Raw genomic sequence first — 19,714 nt, 5'->3', positions numbered from 1 at the left:
CCGGTCAGTTCCTGGCTCAACCCGGCCCAGATGCCCACCCGCTCCAGCAGAACCCGCGGCCCGACCCGCTCACCCGTCGCCTCCAGAACACCGGAATAGGCGGTACACGTAGCGGTCGCCACCAGCCTGCTCACACCCCACCACCCCCAACCCCAGACACCATTTCAGGGGCAGGAGCAGGAGCAGGAGGGGCAGGGTGTTCGATGCGGTGGCCGGCTTCGGCCAGCAGGCGGCGGCGTGCCTCGCGTGAGCGCATACCGCACATCCGGCCCGCGAAGGCCGCCACGCCAGAAGCAGACCCCCGCAACTCCGCCTCCCGCACCGCCGACGACGACCCCTGCCCGCTGGTCCCCGACACACGCACATACAACGCCTCGCGACGACCACCGCCGTCCCCACCACCGGTCAGCGCATCCAACGCCTCAACGGAGAACCGGCGTTCCCTGCCCACCCACACCACCGGGACCCTGCCCTCGGTCGCCCACAACCGCAGCGTGCCCGGATGCACACCCACCCGACGCGCGGCCACCGACAACCGAAGAAGCTCCATGCCCGACAACCTACGGACCCCACACCACCAGCCCACCAGAATCAGCAGAAAACGCATTCAATCGGAGGAAACCTGGCCCGAAACCCTGCCGATCAACCACACATCTGATAATTAGCGATACTCGGCCTGTTTAAGCGAAAGCCCCAACAGTTGAAGACCCTTCCCATCAAGCCGGCGGCATTCGGCGAGCAGGTACCTCAAAGACCAGTTCGAGACCGTCCTCCTCATCCCACTGCTCTCCGACCTCAACGAAGCCGAAGCCCCAGATCGTGGCCAGGGATGCCACGTTGTCGGGGCTGATCGTCGCCCGCACGGTGGTGACCGCGATTTCGGCTGCTGCCCGGCGAAGCAACTCGATCAACGCGGACCGGGCGTATCCCTGGCGACGGAAGTCGGGAGCGACGGAGTAGCCGATCTCGACCATGCCGGCGTCATCGGGCGGCCCGTGAAATCCGGCATGCCCGACGACGAGGCCGTCCTCGCCGACGACCGCTTGCCGCACCATCCACCGCGCACGGCCGCGATCGGCGGCCATCTGGTCGAGCCGGAACTGCCACAGCCACCGTGCTCTGTCGGTCAGGAAGTACTCGGTCAGTGAAACCCCGGCCATCCTGCTGGCTCCGGAAAGGTCTCCATCGAGCAAAGCGGACATCGCCCCGCCGGACAGCTCAACAAAACGGACACGCTTCGGACTCCGCGCGAGCGGCCTCTGATGATCGGCTTCATCTGCCACCTGCGGATGCTCGCCGACTCACCCGAAGGGTGTCCACCGATTTCGAAGCGGCCCGGCAAGCGGGTACGCGGCATCCACCACCGAAACCCCACCCCGGTGCACGTTCCCTGGCACTGAAGCAACGAGGTCTCCGATTGACATGCAGCCCGTTGGGTGCCTAACGTGAAAGGCAGCTAACAGGCTGCATGTCAGAGGGGCGGAGATGGACGAGGTCTTCAAGGCGCTGGGTGACCGGAACCGGCGGCGGCTGCTGGATCGGCTGAACGGGCGCAACGGGCAGAGTCTGCGGGAGTTGTGTGCCGGGCTGGACATGGCGCGGCAGTCGGTCAGCAAGCATCTGGCGGTGTTGGAGGCCGCCAACCTGGTCACCACCGTGCGGCGGGGCCGGGAGAAGCTGCACTACCTCAACGCCGAGCCGATCAACGCCATCGCCGAACGCTGGATCAGCCGCTACGACCAGGAGCGGGTGCACGCACTCGCCGACCTCAAGCACGTACTGGAGAGCAACGCCATGGACAGCAACGCGTTCGTGTACACGACCTACATCAGGACCACGCCCGAGCGGCTGTGGCAGGGCCTGACCGATCCGGAGTTCACCCGCCGCTACTGGGGGGTGGAGTTCGGCACCGACTGGGCGGCCGGGGCGCCCATGGTCTGGAAGGAGCGGGGCGCGGCCACCGAGGACCCCGAGCAGGTCGTGCTCGAGTCCGATCCCTACCGGCGGCTCGCCTACACCTGGCACACCTTCACGCCCGGGTGGGCCCGGGCCAACGGCATCGACGACGAGACGCTGGCCAAGCTCACCGCCGAGCGGCGGTCGAAGGTCGCCTTCGAGATCGAGGATCTCGGCGAGAGCGGGACGGTCAGGCTGACCGTCGTGCACGACGGGTTCGAGCCCGGCAGCACCGTGCGCGAGATGATCCAGCACGGGTGGCCCGCCCTCGTCTCCGGGCTCAAGACTCTGCTGGAGACCGGGGACACGCTCCCCCAGCCCCAGTAGGTCAGCGGTGCAGCGCGGTCGCCCGTCCCATGCGCGTGAGCTTCTCGGGGTTGCGCACCGCGTAGAGGCCGGAGATGCGGCCGTCGTCGAAGCGCACCGCCATCACCGTGTCCAGCTCGCCGTCGAGGCGGATGACCAGGGCCGGGTGGCCGTTGACCTGGGCGGGGTCCATCGACATCTCGGCGGGCAGCTTGACCAGGCCGCCGAGCATCAGGCGGGCCACCTTGTCGGCACCCGTGACGGGCCGCAGGATCGCCTGCTTGATGCCGCCGCCGTCGCCCAGCAGGACGACGTCCGGGGCGAGGATGTCGAGCAGGCCCTGGAGGTCTCCCGTCCGCACGGCCCGCTGGAACGCGTCGAGCGCGTCCCGGCTCTCGGTCCGGGAGACGACGCCGCGCGGCCGGCGGGCCGCGACGTGGGCGCGGGCCCGGTGCGCGGTCTGGCGGACGGCGGCCGGGGTCTTGTCGACGGCCTCGGCGATCTCGTCGTACTCCAGGTCGAACACCTCGCGCAGCACGAACACCGCCCGCTCGGTCGGCGTGAGCGTCTCCATGACCAGCATCATCGCCATCGAGACACTGTCGGCCAGTTCCACGTCCTCGGCCACGTCGGGCGTGGTGAGCAACGGCTCGGGCAGCCACTCGCCGACGTAGGACTCCTTGCGGCGGCCGAGCGTGCGCAGCCGGGTCAGTGCCTGGCGCGTGGTGATCCGGACCAGGTAGGCGCGCCGGTCGCGCACCGAGTCGAGATCGACTCCCGCCCAGCGCAACCAGGTCTCCTGGAGGACGTCCTCGGCGTCGGCGGCCGAGCCGAGCATCTCGTAGGCGACGGTGAAGAGGAGGTTGCGATGGGCGACGAAGGCCTCGGTGGCGGGGTCCGTGCGTCCGCCCCCGGCGCCCGCCCCGGTCGTCGTGTCCTGTTCGTGGCTGCCGTACTCGCTCATGACCAGCTGCTCCCGCTCGTTCGCCTTCGACGGTGTCACGCGCACAGGACGCCGGCCACCGCCGTTCTGTGACATCCCCCGCCGGTGCTCCACGTCACACCGGCGCCCCGTCACAGGGTCCGGGGCGTCGGCGTCTTGTGTGCGTCAACGCGGCACCGAGAGTGAGGACGGGGTCATGGAAACCCGATTCAACCTGTTCGAGAACGAGATCGGCGGCCGGTTCGCCAAGCGGTTCGCGGGCATCGCCCTGGTGCTCCAGCAGTCGTCGCTGCCGAAGTCCACGCAGGAGCTGATCGCGCTGCGGGCCAGTCAGATCAACGGCTGCGGACACTGCATCGACATGCACACCAAGGAGGCCACGGCCGCCGGGGAGAGCGCGGTCCGGCTCCACCTGGTCGCCGCCTGGCGCGAGTCCACCGTGTTCACCGAGGCCGAGCAGGCCGCCCTGGCACTCGCCGAGGAGGGCACCCGGCTCGCCGACGCCCACCAGGGCGTGTCCGACGAGACCTGGGCCCAGGTGCGCAAGCACTACGACGACGATCAGGTCGCCACTCTGGTCTGCCTGGTCGCCATGATCAACGCGGCCAACCGGCTCGCCGTGATCACGCACCAGGCGGGGGGCTCCTACGAGGCCGGCGTGTTCGACGCGGCCTTCGACTGAGAGGGGCCGGACCGCGGCGCTGCTCCCCGGCCGAAAACCGGTGGAGCGGCGCCGCCGTGCGCAACTACCCTCCTGCCGGACCGAGTCGTCTGGTGAAGCTGGAGAAGGGCGGGCCGTTGTACATCGCGTGAGACACCCCGAGTGCTGATCTGTCGCGCGTCGCGCGCCTGTGCGCCGTGCTGCTTTCCGCTGCGGACTTCTCACACTGAAACCGGTGTACTTCTGTGCTCAACAACTGGGTCGTCATGCCCACCTGCCTGCCGCTCGTCCTCCGTCGCTGCCATGCATGCGGGGGCGGGCGTTTCCGGGCGAACGGCAGGTTCCGCGCCAACGCCCATCACAAGCTCATCGACGCCTGGCTCCTCGTGCTCTGCACCACCTGCGGGGACACCGCGAGGCTCACGGTCTTCGAGCGCACGCGCGTGCGCTCGGTACGGCCCGAGCTGCTGGACCGGCTGCACGACAACGACCCCGCCCTGGCGGCGGAGTTGCTGCAGGATCCGGGCGTCCTGCGCCGTAATCGCGTCGCCCTCGACTGGGAGGGCGCCTGGCGCCTCGACACCGGCGGGTCGGATCACCTGGACCGCGAGGTGATCGACGTCTCGGTCCGCTTCGCGGCGCGGATCCCCGTCCGGCCGGTGCGGCTGATCGCCGAAGGGTGCGGTCTCTCCCGGGCCGAGGTCGAAAGGCTGGCCGCGGAGGGGAAGGTCGTCTCGGCGGTCCGGCTGGGCGCCAGGCTCACGGGCGACTTCACCTTCACGCTCAAGCGCTGAGGCTGCTGAGGCTGCTGAGGCTGCTGAGGCCACTGAGGCGCTGAGGCCCCCGACAGCCGCGCCGAGACCCGGTCACGATTGAGTCTCGGCGCGGCACCACCCCTTGCCCCAAGCCCCTGTAATCGTTTCCAATCCTCCGTGTAATCGATTCCACGAGGAGGTGGAAACGGCGATGGCGAGCATCAAGGACGTCGCCGCCGAGGCGGGCGTCTCCGTCGCGACGGTCTCGCGCGCGCTCAACGGCCACCCGTCGGTCAGCGCGGCCGCACGCCGGCGCGTACTGGCCGCCGTCGAGACGCTGGGCTACCGCCCGAACGCCCTCGCCCGGTCGCTGCGCACCGACCAGACCCGCACCCTCGGCCTGGTCATCAGCGACGTGATGAACCCGTACTTCACCGAACTGGCCCGCTCCGTCGAGGAGGAGGCCCGCGCGCTCGGCTACAGCGTCATCATCGGCAACGCCGACGAGCGGCCCGATCTTCAGGATCACCACGTGACGACCCTGCTGGACCGCCGGATCGACGGGCTCCTCGTCTCCCCCACCGACGGCGGCTCCCCGCACATGCTGGCCGCCGCGCGGGCCGGGACGCCGATGGTCTTCGTCGACCGGTGGATCCCGGGCGTGGACGTCCCCGTCGTCAGGTCGGACGGGCGGGCCGCCGTACGGGATCTCGTCGCCCATCTGCACGGGCTCGGGCACCGGCGGCTCGCCATCATCGCCGGGCCCGCCGCCACCACGACCGGGCGGGAGCGTGTCGACGCGTTCCGTGAAGCGCTCGGCGCGTACGGGCTCCCCCTCCCCGGCGCCTACATCGGGCAGGGCGACTTCCAGGCCGACAGCGGGCGCCGGGTCACCGAGGGCTTCCTCGACCTGCCCGAGCCGCCCGAGGTCGTCTTCGCCGCCGACAACCTGATGGCGCTCGGCGCGCTGGACGCCGTACGCGCGCGGGGTCTTCGGGTCCCCGAGGACATCGCGCTCGCCGCGTTCGACGACATCCCGTGGTTCGTGCACACCGATCCGCCGGTCACCGCGATCGCCCAGCCCACGGGTGACCTCGGGCGGGCCGCCGTCCGCGCGCTCGTCGACCGGATCGAGGGGCGGGCCGGCGAGTCCGTCACCCTCCCCGCGCGGCTCGTCGTCCGCCGCTCCTGCGGTGAGGCGGCGGCCCCGCAACCCCCGTCCCCGTCCCCGTCCCCCGTACGAAGGAGTACGCCGTGAGCAGCCGCAGTCCGGACGAGTTGCTGCGCATCGAGGGCATCCGCAAGACCTTCCCCGGCGTGGTCGCGCTCGACAGCGTCGACTTCGACCTGCGCCGGGGCGAGGTGCATGTGCTCCTCGGTGAGAACGGCGCGGGCAAGAGCACCCTCATCAAGATGCTCTCCGGCGCCTACACCCCCGACGCCGGGCGGATCCTGGCCGGTGGCGAGGAGGTGCGCATCCACGGTGCGCAGGACTCCGAGCGGCTCGGGATCGCCACCATCTACCAGGAGTTCAACCTCGTCCCCGATCTGACGGTCGCCGAGAACATCTTCCTGGGACGCCAGCCGCGCCGGCTCGGGATGATCGACCGGAAGAAGATGGACGCCGATGCCGAAGTGCTGCTGAAGCGGGTCGGCCTGAGCGTGTCGCCCCGCGCGCGCGTGCGTGAACTCGGCATCGCGCGGCTCCAGATGGTCGAGATCGCCAAGGCGCTCAGCCTGAACGCGCGCGTGCTCATCATGGACGAGCCGACCGCCGTACTGACCTCCGAGGAGGTCGAGAAGCTGTTCGCCATCGTGCGGCGGCTGCGCGAGGACGGCGTCGGGATCGTGTTCATCACGCATCACCTGGAGGAGATCGCCGCCCTCGGCGACCGCGTCACCGTCATCCGGGACGGGCGGAGTGTCGGCCAGGTGCCCGCCGCCACGCCCGAGGACGAGCTGGTCCGGCTCATGGTCGGGCGGTCGATCGCGCAGCAGTACCCGCGCGAACGCTCCGCCGCCGGTGCGGCGTTGCTCAAGGTGGAGGGGCTGACCCGGGACGGTGTCTTCCACGACGTCGGCTTCGAGGTGCGGGCCGGTGAGGTCGTCGGCATCGCGGGCCTCGTCGGCGCCGGGCGGACCGAGGTCGTGCGTGCGGTGTTCGGGGCGGACCCCTACGACGCCGGGACCGTGCACGTCGCGGGCGCCCCGCTGCGGCGGCACGACGTGAACGCCGCCATGGCCGCCGGGATCGGGCTGGTGCCCGAGGACCGCAAGGGTCAGGGGCTCGTCCTGGACGCGTCCGTCGAGGAGAACCTCGGGCTCGTCACCCTGAAAACCACCTCCCGCGCGGGGCTAGTCGACCTCAAGGGCCAGCACGCGTCGGCGGAGCGGATCGCCGGGCAGCTCGGGGTGCGGATGGCCGGTCTTGGCCAGCACGTGCGCACCCTCTCCGGCGGCAACCAGCAGAAGGTCGTCATCGGCAGGTGGCTGCTGGCGAACACCAAGGTGCTCATCCTCGACGAGCCGACGCGCGGCATCGACGTCGGCGCCAAGGTCGAGATCTACCAGCTCGTCAACGAACTGACGGCCGCCGGTGCCGCCGTGCTCATGATCTCCAGCGATCTGCCCGAGGTACTGGGCATGAGCGATCGCGTGGTGGTCATGGCGCAGGGCCGCGTCGCCGGGGAACTGCCCGCCGGACAGGCCACGCAGGACGCCGTGATGGCGCTCGCCGTCGGTACGCCCCACAGCGACTCCCCCGACAGCATCTCCCCCCACAGCGACTCTCCCGACAGCGACTCCCCGCACAGCGACTCCCCCCACAGCAACGGAACGGAGGCCTCCGGTGGCCACTGACACGCTCAAGAGCAAGCCGGGCGCGCAGGGCGCCCCGGGCGGTGTGCGCCGCCTGCTGCTGGAGAACGGCGCGCTGACCGCGCTGATCGTCCTCGTCGTCGGCATGTCGGCGCTCTCCGGGGACTTCCTGACCGCCGACAACCTGCTCAACGTCGGCGTCCAGGCGGCCGTGACGGCGATCCTCGCCTTCGGTGTCACCTTCGTCATCGTCTCGGCGGGCATCGACCTGTCGGTCGGCTCGGTCGCCGCCCTTTCGGCCACCGTGCTGGCCTGGAGCGCCACCGAGGCCGGGATACCGGTCGCGCTCGCGGTGCTGCTGTCCGTCGCGACGGGCATCGCCTGCGGTCTGGTGAACGGTTTCCTCATCTCGTACGGGAAGCTGCCGCCGTTCATCGCGACGCTCGCCATGCTGTCGGTCGGGCGCGGTCTGTCGCTGGTCATCTCGCAGGGCTCGCCCATCGCCTTCCCGGACTCCGTCTCGCATCTCGGTGACACGCTCGGCGGGTGGCTGCCCGTGCCGGTGCTGGTGATGATCGTGATGGGGCTGATCACCGCGTTCGTCCTCGGGCGGACCTACATCGGCCGCTCCATGTACGCCATCGGCGGCAACGAGGAGGCCGCGCGACTGTCCGGGCTGCGGGTGAAGCGGCAGAAGCTCGCCATCTACGCCTTCTCCGGCCTGTTCGCCGCCGCCGCGGGCATCGTGCTCGCCTCCCGGCTCTCCTCCGCGCAGCCGCAGGCCGCGCAGGGCTACGAACTGGACGCCATCGCCGCCGTCGTCATCGGCGGTGCGTCGCTCGCGGGCGGCACCGGCAAGGCGTCCGGCACGCTGATCGGCGCGCTGATCCTCGCGGTGCTGCGCAACGGCCTCAACCTGCTGTCCGTCTCCGCGTTCTGGCAGCAGGTCGTCATCGGTGTCGTCATCGCACTGGCGGTGCTCCTGGACACCCTGCGGCGCAAGGCCGGCGCGACCACGCCGGCGGCCGGGACGTCCGGCGGCGGGAACCGGGGCAAGCAGGCACTCACGTACGTCATCGCGGCGGTCGTCGCCGTCGCCGTGGTCGGCGCGACCTCGCTGCTGCACAACGGCTCCTCGGGCGGCAAGACGCAGAAGGTCGGCCTGTCGCTGTCGACGCTCAACAACCCGTTCTTCGTCCAGATCCGGGACGGAGCGGAGGAGCAGGCGAAGAAGATGGGCGTGGACCTGACCGTCACGGACGCACAGAACGACGCCTCCCAGCAGGCGAACCAGTTGCAGAACTTCACCAGCGAGGGCCTGTCCTCGATCATCGTCAACCCGGTGGACTCGGACGCCGCGGGCCCCTCGGTGCGCTCGGCGAACAAGGACGACATCCCCGTCATCGCCGTGGACCGCGGCGTCAACGACGCCGAGACCGCCGCGCTGGTCGCCTCCGACAACGTCGAGGGCGGTGAGCTGGGCGCCAAGGCCCTCGCCGAGAAGCTCGGCGGCAGGGGCACGATCGCCATCCTCCAGGGCCAGGCCGGCACCTCCGCCAGCCGTGAGCGCGGGGCGGGCTTCGCGGCCGGCCTCAAGGAGTACCCGGGCATCAAGGTGGTCGCCAAGCAGCCCGCGGACTTCGACCGCACCAAGGGCCTGGACGTGATGACCAACCTGCTCCAGGCGCACCCGGACATCGACGGCGTCTTCGCGGAGAACGACGAGATGGCGCTCGGCGCGATCAAGGCGCTGGGTTCCAAGGCCGGGAAGTCGGTCCAGGTCGTCGGGTTCGACGGCACCCCGGACGGGCTGAAGGCGGTCCAGGAGGGCACGTTGTTCGCGTCCGTCGCGCAGCAGCCGAAGGAACTGGGCAGGATCGCCGTACAGAACGCGCTGCGGGCGGCCGAGGACAAGAAGGTGGAGCAGACGGTGAAGGTGCCCGTGAAGGTGGTCACCAAGGAGAACGTGGCCGGCTTCGAGGGCTGACACGGGCGCGGCCCGGGACTCGAATTCACTCGATCGGAGAACGATTGATGTACGACTACGACCTCCTGGTCGTGGGATCGGCCAACGCCGACCTCGTGATCGGCGTGGAACGGCGGCCGGGCGCCGGGGAGACGGTGCTCGGCTCCGACCTGACCGTCCACCCGGGAGGCAAGGGCGGGAACCAGGCGGTGGCCGCCGCCCGGCTCGGCGCCCGTACGGCCCTGCTGGCCCGGGTCGGCGACGACGGCCACGGCCGGCTGCTCCTCGACTCGCAGCGCGCGGCCGGTGTCGACACGGTCGGCGTCTTGGTGGGCGGTGCCCCGACCGGCGTCGCGCTGATCACCGTCGACCCCTCGGGGGACAACAGCATCGTGGTCTCGCCGGGCGCCAACGGGCGGCTGACGCCGGGCGACGTCCGCGCGGCCGGCAGCCTCTTCCACGCCTCCCGGGTGGTCTCCACGCAGTTGGAGATTCCCCTGGAGACGGTCGTGGAGGTGGTCCGGAGTCTGGCCCCTGACAGCCGCTTCGTGCTGAACCCGTCGCCGCCGCGCCCGCTTCCGCCGGAGGTGCTGGCGGCCTGCGACCCGCTGATCGTCAACGAGCACGAGGCGAAGGTGATCCTCGGCGACGCCCTGGTCAGCGAGCGCCCAGAGGACTGGGCCCGCATCCTGCTGGCCAAGGGCCCGCGTTCGGTGGTCGTGACCCTGGGCGCCGAGGGCGCGCTGGTGGCGTCGGGCGCGGGCGTCTCCCGGGTGCCGTCGGTGAAGGTGGACGCCGTGGACACGACGGGCGCGGGCGACGCGTTCACCGCGGCGCTGGCCTGGCGGCTCGGCACCGGCGACTCGCTCGCCGAGGCGGCGGCGTACGCGGCCCGGGTGGGCGCGGCGGCGGTCACGAAGGCGGGGGCGCAGGAGTCGTACCCGACGGCGGCGGAGGCCGAGGCACTGTGAAGAAGGCAGGGATACTCAACCGCCACCTCGCGGGCGCGCTCGCCGAACTCGGGCACGGTGACGGGGTCCTGGTGTGCGACGCGGGCATGCCCGTCCCGGACGGCCCGCGCGTCGTCGACCTGGCCTTCCGCGCCGGGGTGCCGTCCTTCAGGGAGGTGCTGGACGGCCTGCTCGCCGAGCTGGTCGTGGAGGGCGCGGTGGCGGCGACGGAGCTGCGGGAGGCCAACGCGGACGCCGCCGCGCTGCTCGACGGCCACTTCCCCGGTCTCACGCTCGTCCCGCACGAGCGGCTCAAGGAGCTGTCGGCGGGTGCGCGTCTGATCGTCCGCACCGGCGAGGCCCGACCGTACGCGAACGTGCTGCTGCGGTGCGGGGTCTTCTTCTGACTCCGTGCCGGCGGAGACTTTGAGAGGGCCCGGTCGCGACCGGGCCCTCTCGGGTTTCCCCTCCCCTTCAGAACCCCACGGATCCCCCCCCGGGTCCCCCCACAGGGGTTCTGATGCCAAGTACGACCCGCGGGACGCCGGAACGGTTGCACGGGTTGCGGAAGATTCTTCCCCCCGTCCCGACCGCTTCGGTGCTGTCCGGGAGTCATCGTCTCGCCTCCCAAGGCCCTGAACTGGTGCTTCGTAGTTGCCTCATAGAATCTTCCGACCGATGAGTGCAGGCCAGTTGCCGCGATGCGGTCAGACAGGACGGGGAGTTACGCCATGGGGTTGACCGATCTACCGACCAGCCAAGGTGCGAAGCCGGACCTGCGTGTCTCCGACGATGACCTGACCAAGCTTGCCGGTGACCTCGACGACATGCAGGACCACCTGGACAAGCAGGTCACGCGGATGGACAGGGTGGTGGATCGCATCGAGGCCGGCTGGCGTGGTCCGGCCGCGTCTGCCTACCGCGACTTCCACCGGGCGGCAGCCGAGGACGCCGTGCGAATCCGCGAAGTCATACGCCACCTCGAGCAGGCGGTGCGCCTGAGCAGAGACGGCTTCACCGAACGGGAGTTGGACGTGCTCACTGACCTCAAGCGCATCCAGGTCGACGTAAAGAGTGAGGTTGACAGGCTGTCAACACCGCACTCGGAGTCCCATCCAGACGCTGCACCGGCTCGTCATCGCAGCAACTTGGACTCGTTCTGAGAACCCGGATCCAGGTTTCAAACGCACACAGTCGCCGAGTACGGGGGAAAAATGCCAGACGAACGCCTTGCCGGGGATCACATAGCTGTCACCTTCGACACGCTTGGTGAGCTCGCCTTCGAGTTGGAGGACATCCTCAAGAAGCTGAACGAGAAATTGGATGACCTGTATGACCGTGTCGTCCCGGTCGTACTGTCCTGGGAGGGCGAAGCCCGTGAGGTCTTCGTCGACAAACTCGACGAATGGGAGCGTTCGGCCCAGGATCTGCAAGCAGCCCAGAAGTGGCTGCACGACATAGTGACGACCGGTCACACCAACTACACGGCAGCACACCGCGCCGTACTGCGCGGCTGGGGAGCGATCTGATGGCTACGCCCCCAGCCGCAGGCGGCTCACAGAACGGCACGGTCGATGTCACGCCGTCCGCTCTCTACGGCGTTTCGACCGGGATCGCCGACCAGCAAGATCTTCTGCACCGGGGCGCGAAGGCCTTTCTGGTCGAATTGGCGCGATACCCGGATGGCGGAGGCAGGGGAACCTCCGTCCAGGGCTTCACCAAGGCTTACAAGGAAGTCGCCGAACGCTTCCTCGAGGTGTGGGCCAAGGCGGTGGTCAGCGTGGGCGGTGCCGCGGTCGGTTTCACCACCACCGGAAACAACTACGCCGCGGCCGACGCCGCGACCAACCCATCGCCCACAGTCCAGCCTCAGCACCAGTCACCTCCCGTCGTCATTGACACCCCTCCTTCGTACGGCCCCGTCACGGACTTCAAGTGGGGGGACATCGACGGCGGCCAGGACTTCGTGCAGCGCGCCTTGGAAGGCGTGGAGGCCGTGGTCCTGACCGTACTGCGCCCTCTCCTGGAAGATGCCTGCCGCTGGGGCAAAGCGGCCGAGATCCTCCCGCTCCCGAATCACCACCGTGTGAACTCGGTGTCAGAGACCTGGCGCATGCCGCAGATCAATCTGTCGACCGTCGGCGGAATGCTGACGCACTTGATCGACAGCATCACTCAGCAGTCCAACAGCGAATGGTACGGCGCCATGCGTACTTTCTGCAGTACGTTGTGGGGCACTTCGGCTTGGGGCAAGGAAACGAACGGCTACAACTGGAAGAATGACAGTTTCGGCAGCCCTGGGGCGAACCACCCGGTTTTCGCCGTGCTCTTCGACACGTGCGAGGTGATGGTGGATGCCCTCTATCACTTCGCGAAGGCCGCCGAGGACGTTCGCGAAGACCTGCATCGGATCTACCGAAAGGCAGTCATCGACACTCTGCCTCAGATCGACGTGAGCGACGGCGTCGACCTCAAGGACGTCAAGAACCTGGGTAAAGGCTTGTTGAACCTTGGCAAGGGCTTGGTCACCGATCTGTCGTCCGGAATTGTCCTGAACCTTGACGAACAGGCCATGAATGACGCGGTCACTGCATACAACAACCGGATCAACCGTCAGACACAACGCATCAAGGACCTGACGGGCGCTCTGGATGAAGCCTTCAAGAGCGCTCCCTCCTTCAGGGCAGAAGAAGCCCGAGCCGAAGCTTTCGGTGCGCGCGCGCTGACAGACTTCAAGAGCGACCCGCTCTATACCGTCCCAGGAGATGACGAATCGAGGCACAAATACCCTGTCGACTTGGCCAGTCAGGAGGGCGTGTCGGGCTCCCACGTCATCGACAAGCACGTGGGCAAGACAGACGGGCAGTTGGAGCAGCGGCTTCGAGACCAGTCAAGACTCTACCCAGACGGGGTTACCAGACCCATTGCGGTGTCCACCTTCAATAACCTCGGTGAAGCACAGCGCTACACGCAGGCAGTCCTCGATGATCCCGACAATCAGCGCAAGATCGACAGGTGGCTGAGCAGAAACCCGACACAGCCCAACCAGACAAGAAACATCGGCCTCGACTTCAATCATCCCGTTGGTCGCTCCTGGGCACGCGGAGATACGCAGGCACATGACTCCGATAAGGTGTTGGTTACTCTTCGGCCGGTCCCCGGTGGCCACCCTCCGTACGTTGTACTTACCGCAATGCCCAGCGACACCCTTCCCAACTCGTGAAGAGGAATCCCGTGCCCCAGCAGGAACCCGCCGTCCAGGCCGACTCGTGGAAGTCGGCGGTAAGCGACCTGTTCGGTGGTGGTTGGACGTTTGCGCAGGTCGGGCCGAGGTGTCATGACGACTGGCGCCGTGACGTGGCCGCCGTCATGGCCCTCAAGACCACCGACCCTCGAGGTTGGAGCTCGGTCAATTACGCGCCAGAGGTCGGCGAGAACCGCAGTGGCACGAACTCACCTTTTTTCCCCTGGCCCTCCGAAGAAATCGACAGATCCTTGCATGAGATCGGAATGAGATCGGCTGGTCAACTGCTGGTGGCACTGCAAGGAGACTCGTACCAGGCCGCCAACATTCCGGACTTCGACCAGCAGAGGGACAGACTCTGCAGGAGCTCTCGGGTCATCCTGTCGCGGTTCAGCACCCACAGTCGCTTTTTCACGAACGCGGCTGACGCCCACCGAAACCCTGATGCCGACCTCCTTAACCCCGACACGGAGTGGGATTGCCTTTCCGTGTACACCACTGATTGCGGCCTTGTCGCCGTGTCCGACACAGAAATCGGCGTCTTCTGGGCGTTCTGGGAAGACTGAAGGGACTCGACCTTGCGTACCCGTTCCGCCACCTATCCCGACCGCGAAACCGCTCAGTGGGCGACCCAGCAGGTCGTCAATGCCAACGAGCAGGTAATTCACCGCTGGCTGGCCCAATCCACACAGTCACGCCTGACCATCGAGGCGTCCTGGCCTTCGCGTACCGAGCCCGTGGGACGAGTGCTGCTGCAGTCGATGATGCTGGCCGGGCGGGAGCCGGTGGACGTACGCGCGGCCCGGGTGATCCTCAAGCGCGACGCGTCCCGCCCTCACGGCTTCACCGTCCACGCCACCTTCCCCTTCTACCTGTAGAGATCAGACCACCATGCCTCTGAGCTCCCTTGATCACGATCACCGCTACGGCGAGTTGGACCAGGTGATCCGCGCCTATATCGGGCAGGCGGCCGACGACACTCCAGAACAGGCCGGACCCGCTCTGACCGCCTATCTCCGCCACACCTGGCACGCACGGCCATGGACCCTGGCCATCGCCGAGCGACAGCTCCGCGATTACGCCGAGCACCCGCCTGGGAGGCTGCGGCTGAGCCTCGGCGAGTTCTACGCCATCCCCGACGTCGGCCTCGCCCACAACCAGGTTCAACAGTGGCTGCACTGCCTCGCCGATCACATCAGGCAAAGCATCGAGCAAGGCGATGTGCCACCCCCCGCCACCCCCGCCACCCACTGGGAGTGGCACGCCCGATTCCCGGAGACAGGACAGTTCCTGAGTGGCTGGCTCTCGCAGGACATGCCGGACGAATTCGCCGACCATGACGAAGCCGTCGACGACTACCGCTCCTCCACCGACCCCCAGCTAGTGGCGCGTCTCGTCGGTGAGCTGCGCGAGCTGTTGGCCCTCGGCCTGGACGAGTCCGGCTACGCCCTGGCCGTCGCCGAACTGGGCATGGAGATCGACCCGCCGCCGCCGTACAGCGCCGAAGCGTGGCTGACACTGGTCGCCGAGCGCCTCGCCACGCCACGAGCCGAGTACGGGCCGGGTCTCAAAAGAGACACTGCTTCCTGAAGACGGCCCGTACCTGGCCGGAATCTCCCACGGGACTAGCCGGCATGGTGCACGAACCGCTCCGCCGTCTCGGCGAGCACCTCGTGTCCGTCGCGTGCCCAGAGCGCCTCGTTGAACAGCTCGACCTCGATGGCGCCGGTGTACCCGGCCGCCTCCACGTAGCCCTTCCACTCCCGCATGTCGATCGCGCCGTCGCCGAGCTGGCCGCGGCCGTTCAGAACGCCCTCGGGCAGCGGCGTCGTCCAGTCGGCGAGCTGGAAGGTGTGGATGCGGCCGCCGGCCCCCGCCCGGGCGATCTGCTCGGGAGCCCGGTCGTCCCACCAGATGTGGTACGTGTCGACGGTGACGCCGACCTGGTGGGCGGGGAAGCGTTCGGCCAGGTCCAGGGCCTGGGTGAGGGTGGAGACCACGCAGCGGTCGGCAGCGTACATGGGGTGCAGCGGTTCGATGGCGAGGCGTACGCCGTGCCGCTCGGCGTAGGGGGCGAGTTCGGCGAGCGCGTCCGCGATGCGTTCGCGGGCGGCGCGCAGGTCCTTGTGGCCGGCCGGGAGGCCGCCGGAGACCAGGACGAGGGTGTCGGTGCCGAGGGCGGCGGCCTCGTCGACGGCACGGCGGTTGTCGGCCAGGGCCGCGGCGCGCTCGTCCGGGTCGACGGCCGTGAGGAAGCCGCCGCGGCACAGGGTGGTGACGGTCAGGCCCGCGTCGCGCACCAGCTTGGCGGCCGCCTCGACGCCGTACGCCTGGACCGGTTCGCGCCACAGGCCGACGTTGCCGATGCCCAGGTCGCGGCAGGCGGCGGTGAGTTCGGGCAGCGGGAGCTGTTTGACCGTCATCTGGTTGATGCTGAAGCGGGTCAGGTCGGGTTCGAGATCGGTGTCGCTCACTGGGTGACTCCGTACAGGTCGAGCAGGGTCCGCATGCGCTCCTCGGCCAGCTTCGGGTCCGGGAACAGGCCGAGGCGGTCCGCGAGTTCGTAGGCGCGGGCGAAGTGCGGCAGGGAGCGGGCCGACTGGAGGCCGCCGACCATCGTGAAGTGGCGCTGGTGGCCGGCCAGCCAGGCGAGCAGGACCACGCCCGTCTTGTAGTAGCGGGTGGGGGTCTGGAAGAGGTGGCGGGAGAGCTCGACGGTGGGGTCGAGGAGGGCGCGGAAGCCGTCCGTGTCGCCCGTGTCCAGGTGGCGGACCGCCTCGGCGGCCAGCGGGCCCAGCGGGTCGAAGATGCCGAGCAGGGCGTGGCTGAAGCCCTGCTCGTCGCCCGCGATCAGCTCCGGGTAGTTGAAGTCGTCGCCGGTGTAGCAGCGCACGCCCCGCGGGAGGCGGCGGCGCAGGTCGATCTCGCGCTGGGCGTCCAGGAGGGAGACCTTGATGCCGTCGACCTTGTCGGGGTGGGCGGCGATGACCTCCAGGAAGGTGTCCGTCGCCGTGTCGAGGTCGGGCGAGCCCCAGTAGCCCTCCAGGGCCGGGTCGAACATCGGGCCCAGCCAGTGCAGGACGACCGGCTCGGCGGACTGGCGCAGGAGGTGGCCGTACACCTCCAGATAGTCCTCGGGGCCTTGGGCGGCGGCGGCCAGGGCGCGGGAGGCCATGAGGATGGCCTGGGCGCCCGACTCCTCGACGAGCGCGAGCTGTTCCTCGTAGGCCGCCCGGACCTCGGCGAGGGTGCCGGTCGTGAGCTGGTCGGTGCCCACTCCGCACGCGATGCGGCCGCCGGTCGCCCTCGCCTCGGCGGCGGACCGGCGGATCAGCTCCGCCGCTCCGGCCCAGTCCAGGCCCATGCCGCGCTGGGCGGTGTCCATCGCCTCGGCGACGCCGAGCCCGTGGGACCACAGGTGGCGGCGGAAGGCAAGGGTGGCGTCCCAGTCGACGGCGGCGGGCCCGTCGGGGGTGGTGTCCGCGAACGGGTCGGCGACCACGTGCGCCGCCGAGAAGACCGTACGAGAGGTGAAAGCGCTTCCCGGGGCTTCCCGGGTGACGGCGAGCGGCTCGGTGCGCGGCTCGTAGGCGCGCAGGGTGCCGTCCGCGCCCGGCAGGTGGAGGGTCACAGCGAGATCTCCGGTACGTCGAGGCGGCGGCCCTCCGCCGAGGACCGCAGGCCCAGTTCGGCGAGCTGGACGCCGCGGGCGCCGGCCAGCAGGTCCCAGTGGTAGGGGGCGTCGGCGTAGACGTGCTTGAGGAACAGCTCCCACTGGGCCTTGAAGCCGTTGTCGAAGTCGCCGTTGTCCGGGACCTCCTGCCACTGGTCACGGAAGGCCTCGGTGGCGGGGATGTCCGGGTTCCAGACCGGCTTGGGGGTGGCGGAGCGGTGCTGGACGCGGCAGTTGCGCAGGCCCGCGACCGCCGAGCCCTCGGTGCCGTCGACCTGGAACTCGACCAGTTCGTCGCGGTTGACGCGCACCGCCCAGGAGGAGTTGATCTGCGCGATCGCGCCGCCGTCGAGTTCGAAGACGCCGTAGGCGGCGTCGTCGGCGGTGGCGTCGTAGGGCTTGCCCTTCTCGTCCCAGCGCTCGGGGATGTGGGTGGCCGTGAGGGCCTGCACGGACTTCACGCGGCCGAACAGCTCGTGCAGGACGTACTCCCAGTGCGGGAACATGTCGACGACGATGCCGCCGCCGTCCTCGGTGCGGTAGTTCCACGAGGGGCGCTGGGCCTCCTGCCAGTCGCCCTCGAAGACCCAGTAGCCGAACTCGCCGCGCACGGACAGGATGCGGCCGAAGAAGCCGCCGTCGATGAGGCGCTTGAGCTTGAGCAGACCGGGGAGGAAGAGCTTGTCCTGGACGACGCCGTGCCTGACGCCCTTCTCCCGGGCGAGGCGGGCGAGGTCGAGGGCTCCGTCCAGGCCGGTGGCGGTGGGCTTCTCGGTGTAGACGTGCTTGCCCGCGGCGATCGCCTTCTTGATCGCGTCCTCGCGGGCCGAGGTGACCTGGGCGTCGAAGTAGATCTCGACGCTGTCGTCGGCCAGGACCGCGTCCAGGTCCGTGGAGACGTGGTCGAGTCCGTGCCGTTCGGCGAGCGCCCTCAGCGCGTGCTCGCGGCGGCCGACCAGGACCGGCTCCGGCCACAGCACGGTGCCGTCGCCCAGGTCGAGGCCGCCCTGTTCGCGGAGGGCCAGGATGGAGCGGACGAGGTGCTGGCGGTAGCCCATGCGCCCGGTCACGCCGTTCATGGCGATACGCACCGTCTTGCGTGTCACGTTATTCCCTTCGTACGAGCCATGCAGCAAGCGCTTTCTACGTAGCACGAAGCTAGCCTGTGAACGGTGGTCTGGACAAGACCGCAGTCGGGGTGAGTTGTTCGAGGGGGCGAACGGCGGCGCGCGGTGGCCGTAAGGTCACCGGGGACGGCGTTCGGCACAGGCGCGATGCGGAGGACGAGGACATGACGGTGACACTGGCGGACGTGGCGGCCCGCGCCCAGGTCTCCCCCGCGACGGTGTCGCGCGTGCTGAACGGGAACTATCCGGTGGCCGCCACCACCCGGGAGCGGGTGCTGAAGGCGGTCGACGAGCTGGACTACGTGCTCAACGGCCCGGCGAGCGCCCTGGCCGCGGCCACGTCCGACCTGGTGGGAATCCTGGTCAACGACATCGCCGACCCCTTCTTCGGCATCATGGCCGGCGCCATCCAGTCCGAGATCGGCGGGCCGGGCGGCCGGGCGGGCGGCGAGCGGCTCGCGGTGGTCTGCAACACCGGCGGCTCCCCGGAGCGCGAGCTGACCTACCTCACCCTGCTGCAACGCCAGCGCGCGGCGGCCGTCGTGCTGACCGGCGGGGCGATGGAGGACGCGGCGCACCAGGCGGCGGTGGCGGCGAAGCTGCGCAAGCTGACGGAGGCCGGGACGCGGGTGGTGCTGTGCGGGCGCCCGCCGGCGCCGGAGACCGGGGCCATCGCGCTGACCTTCGACAACCGCGGGGGCGGCCGGGAACTGACCGAGCACCTGCTCGGGCTCGGGCACCGCCGGCTCGGCTACATCGCCGGCCCGCAGGAGCGGACCACGACCCGGCACCGGCTGGAGGGCCACCGCGCCGCGCTCGCCGCGCACGGCATCGAGGAGGACCCCCGCTGGACGGTCCACGGCCGCTACGACCGGCAGTCCGGTTACGAGGCGACGCTGGAACTCCTGCGCCGGGATCCGTCCCTGACGGCTGTCGTCGCCGCGAACGACTCCGTCGCGCTGGGCGCGTGCGCGGCGCTGCGCGACTCGGGGCTGCGGATCCCGGACGACGTGTCCGTGGCCGGCTTCGACGACCTGCCGTTCAGCATCGACGCGGTGCCGGCGCTGACGACGGTCCGGCTGCCGCTCGCGGAGGCGGGGGCGCGGGCGGGGCGGGTGGCGATGGGGCGGGAGGAGGCGCCGGCCGGGGGGATCACTACGGTGCGGGGGGAGTTGATGGTGCGGGGGTCCTCCGGGGTTCCTCGGGGGTAGGTGCCGTCGTTTGTTTGGCGCCGCGCGTTGGTGTGGGCCTCGGGGGGGGGGGGGGGGGCGGCCCCCCCCCCCCCGCGCCGCCGCCGCCCGAGCAGCGCGGGGCGG

At 69.7% G+C, this 19,714-nt stretch carries 20 protein-coding genes; 15 read left to right on the top strand and 5 right to left on the bottom strand.

Going from position 1 to position 19,714, the window contains the following annotated elements:
• Positions 1–716: 716 nt before the first annotated feature.
• Positions 717–1,202 (bottom strand): GNAT family N-acetyltransferase, encoded by a 486-nt coding sequence (locus ACFWR9_RS34115; RefSeq protein ID WP_383849106.1) that lies wholly within the window; start codon positions 1,200–1,202, stop codon positions 717–719.
• Positions 1,203–1,485: 283 nt separating this feature from the next.
• Here ACFWR9_RS34115 and ACFWR9_RS34110 point away from each other — a divergent pair, with 283 nt between their 5' ends.
• A complete protein-coding gene (locus tag ACFWR9_RS34110) occupies positions 1,486–2,283 on the top strand; it encodes an ArsR/SmtB family transcription factor (protein WP_383849098.1) in 798 nt (265 codons plus the stop codon).
• A 1-nt stretch (position 2,284) separates the two neighbouring features.
• Here ACFWR9_RS34110 and ACFWR9_RS34105 read toward each other — a convergent pair whose 3' ends face one another.
• A complete protein-coding gene (locus ACFWR9_RS34105) occupies positions 2,285–3,226 on the bottom strand; it encodes an RNA polymerase sigma-70 factor (protein WP_383849104.1) in 942 nt (313 codons plus the stop codon).
• Between the two features lie 175 nt (positions 3,227–3,401).
• Here ACFWR9_RS34105 and ACFWR9_RS34100 point away from each other — a divergent pair, with 175 nt between their 5' ends.
• The 13 genes from ACFWR9_RS34100 (at position 3,402) to ACFWR9_RS34040 (ending at position 15,188) form a co-directional block, all read left to right on the top strand.
• Positions 3,402–3,887, top strand: coding sequence for a carboxymuconolactone decarboxylase family protein (locus ACFWR9_RS34100; protein ID WP_383849095.1), 486 nt, complete (start codon positions 3,402–3,404; stop codon positions 3,885–3,887).
• A gap of 224 nt (positions 3,888–4,111) precedes the next feature.
• Positions 4,112–4,660 carry a DUF1062 domain-containing protein gene (locus tag ACFWR9_RS34095; RefSeq protein WP_383849092.1) on the top strand — a complete coding sequence of 183 codons (549 nt, stop codon included), beginning with the start codon at positions 4,112–4,114 and terminating at the stop codon, positions 4,658–4,660.
• 172 nt (positions 4,661–4,832) lie between these two features.
• The gene (locus tag ACFWR9_RS34090) at positions 4,833–5,879 is read left to right on the top strand and encodes a LacI family DNA-binding transcriptional regulator (protein ID WP_383849090.1); all 1,047 of its coding nucleotides are present in this window, start codon (positions 4,833–4,835) and stop codon (positions 5,877–5,879) included.
• Positions 5,876–7,480 carry an ATP-binding cassette domain-containing protein gene (locus tag ACFWR9_RS34085; protein WP_383849087.1) on the top strand — a complete coding sequence of 535 codons (1,605 nt, stop codon included), beginning with the start codon at positions 5,876–5,878 and terminating at the stop codon, positions 7,478–7,480. Before ACFWR9_RS34090 ends, ACFWR9_RS34085 begins: the two co-directional genes overlap by 4 nt.
• Positions 7,470–9,425, top strand: a complete 1,956-nt coding sequence (locus ACFWR9_RS34080) for a substrate-binding domain-containing protein (protein ID WP_383849083.1) — start codon at positions 7,470–7,472, stop codon at positions 9,423–9,425. Before ACFWR9_RS34085 ends, ACFWR9_RS34080 begins: the two co-directional genes overlap by 11 nt.
• Before the next feature lie 47 nt (positions 9,426–9,472).
• A complete protein-coding gene (locus tag ACFWR9_RS34075; protein WP_383849080.1) occupies positions 9,473–10,375 on the top strand; it encodes a ribokinase in 903 nt (300 codons plus the stop codon).
• Positions 10,372–10,761: a D-ribose pyranase gene (gene rbsD, locus ACFWR9_RS34070; RefSeq protein WP_383849077.1), complete on the top strand. Its 390-nt coding sequence runs from the start codon at positions 10,372–10,374 to the stop codon at positions 10,759–10,761. Before ACFWR9_RS34075 ends, rbsD begins: the two co-directional genes overlap by 4 nt.
• A gap of 324 nt (positions 10,762–11,085) precedes the next feature.
• Positions 11,086–11,517: a WXG100 family type VII secretion target gene (locus tag ACFWR9_RS34065; protein WP_383849075.1), complete on the top strand. Its 432-nt coding sequence runs from the start codon at positions 11,086–11,088 to the stop codon at positions 11,515–11,517.
• Positions 11,518–11,568: 51 nt separating this feature from the next.
• Positions 11,569–11,883, top strand: a complete 315-nt coding sequence (locus tag ACFWR9_RS34060; protein WP_383849073.1) for a WXG100 family type VII secretion target — start codon at positions 11,569–11,571, stop codon at positions 11,881–11,883.
• On the top strand, positions 11,883–13,577 hold the full coding sequence (locus tag ACFWR9_RS34055; RefSeq protein ID WP_383849070.1) for an RNase A-like domain-containing protein: 1,695 nt from the start codon (positions 11,883–11,885) through the stop codon (positions 13,575–13,577). The genes ACFWR9_RS34060 and ACFWR9_RS34055 overlap by 1 nt, the downstream gene beginning before the upstream one ends.
• 11 nt (positions 13,578–13,588) lie before the next feature.
• Positions 13,589–14,164, top strand: a complete 576-nt coding sequence (locus ACFWR9_RS34050; protein WP_383849067.1) for a hypothetical protein — start codon at positions 13,589–13,591, stop codon at positions 14,162–14,164.
• A gap of 12 nt (positions 14,165–14,176) precedes the next feature.
• Entirely contained in the window at positions 14,177–14,476 is a 300-nt protein-coding gene (locus tag ACFWR9_RS34045; protein ID WP_383849064.1) for an RNase A-like domain-containing protein, read from the top strand.
• A gap of 13 nt (positions 14,477–14,489) precedes the next feature.
• Positions 14,490–15,188, top strand: coding sequence for a contact-dependent growth inhibition system immunity protein (locus ACFWR9_RS34040; protein WP_383849061.1), 699 nt, complete (start codon positions 14,490–14,492; stop codon positions 15,186–15,188).
• A gap of 35 nt (positions 15,189–15,223) precedes the next feature.
• Here ACFWR9_RS34040 and ACFWR9_RS34035 read toward each other — a convergent pair whose 3' ends face one another.
• From ACFWR9_RS34035 to ACFWR9_RS34025, 3 genes are read right to left on the bottom strand one after another with little or no spacing between them, the layout of a single operon-like run.
• The gene (locus ACFWR9_RS34035; RefSeq protein ID WP_383849101.1) at positions 15,224–16,021 is read right to left on the bottom strand and encodes a sugar phosphate isomerase/epimerase family protein; all 798 of its coding nucleotides are present in this window, start codon (positions 16,019–16,021) and stop codon (positions 15,224–15,226) included.
• 47 nt (positions 16,022–16,068) lie between these two features.
• The gene (locus ACFWR9_RS34030; protein WP_383849058.1) at positions 16,069–17,229 is read right to left on the bottom strand and encodes a dihydrodipicolinate synthase family protein; all 1,161 of its coding nucleotides are present in this window, start codon (positions 17,227–17,229) and stop codon (positions 16,069–16,071) included.
• Positions 17,226–18,377: a Gfo/Idh/MocA family protein gene (locus ACFWR9_RS34025; protein ID WP_383849055.1), complete on the bottom strand. Its 1,152-nt coding sequence runs from the start codon at positions 18,375–18,377 to the stop codon at positions 17,226–17,228. The genes ACFWR9_RS34030 and ACFWR9_RS34025 overlap by 4 nt, the downstream gene beginning before the upstream one ends.
• Before the next feature lie 185 nt (positions 18,378–18,562).
• Between ACFWR9_RS34025 and ACFWR9_RS34020 the strand changes: the two genes are divergently transcribed.
• Complete coding sequence (locus ACFWR9_RS34020; protein ID WP_383849052.1) at positions 18,563–19,609, top strand: LacI family DNA-binding transcriptional regulator; 1,047 nt, start codon at positions 18,563–18,565, stop codon at positions 19,607–19,609.
• Positions 19,610–19,714 lie beyond the last annotated feature (105 nt).

The sequence above is a fragment of the Streptomyces sp. NPDC058534 genome (genome assembly GCF_042717365.1).
GTDB lineage: Bacteria > Actinomycetota > Actinomycetes > Streptomycetales > Streptomycetaceae > Streptomyces.
The sequence above is the reverse complement of the archived record's forward strand: the minus strand, read 5'-3'. Positions and strand labels throughout refer to the sequence as shown.

Bases quoted from the DNA above. Each gene is read 5' to 3' on its own strand.
- ACFWR9_RS34105 (WP_383849104.1), bottom strand. From the start codon at position 3,226: ATGAGCGAGTACGGCAGCCACGAACAGGACACGACGACCGGGGCGGGC.
- ACFWR9_RS34100 (WP_383849095.1), top strand. From the start codon at position 3,402: ATGGAAACCCGATTCAACCTGTTCGAGAACGAGATCGGCGGCCGGTTC.
- ACFWR9_RS34110 (WP_383849098.1), top strand. From the start codon at position 1,486: ATGGACGAGGTCTTCAAGGCGCTGGGTGACCGGAACCGGCGGCGGCTG.
- ACFWR9_RS34055 (WP_383849070.1), top strand. From the start codon at position 11,883: ATGGCTACGCCCCCAGCCGCAGGCGGCTCACAGAACGGCACGGTCGAT.
- ACFWR9_RS34115 (WP_383849106.1), bottom strand. From the start codon at position 1,202: ATGTCCGCTTTGCTCGATGGAGACCTTTCCGGAGCCAGCAGGATGGCC.
- ACFWR9_RS34020 (WP_383849052.1), top strand. From the start codon at position 18,563: ATGACGGTGACACTGGCGGACGTGGCGGCCCGCGCCCAGGTCTCCCCC.
- ACFWR9_RS34090 (WP_383849090.1), top strand. From the start codon at position 4,833: ATGGCGAGCATCAAGGACGTCGCCGCCGAGGCGGGCGTCTCCGTCGCG.
- ACFWR9_RS34040 (WP_383849061.1), top strand. From the start codon at position 14,490: ATGCCTCTGAGCTCCCTTGATCACGATCACCGCTACGGCGAGTTGGAC.
- ACFWR9_RS34060 (WP_383849073.1), top strand. From the start codon at position 11,569: ATGCCAGACGAACGCCTTGCCGGGGATCACATAGCTGTCACCTTCGAC.
- ACFWR9_RS34075 (WP_383849080.1), top strand. From the start codon at position 9,473: ATGTACGACTACGACCTCCTGGTCGTGGGATCGGCCAACGCCGACCTC.
- ACFWR9_RS34035 (WP_383849101.1), bottom strand. From the start codon at position 16,021: ATGACGGTCAAACAGCTCCCGCTGCCCGAACTCACCGCCGCCTGCCGC.
- ACFWR9_RS34065 (WP_383849075.1), top strand. From the start codon at position 11,086: ATGGGGTTGACCGATCTACCGACCAGCCAAGGTGCGAAGCCGGACCTG.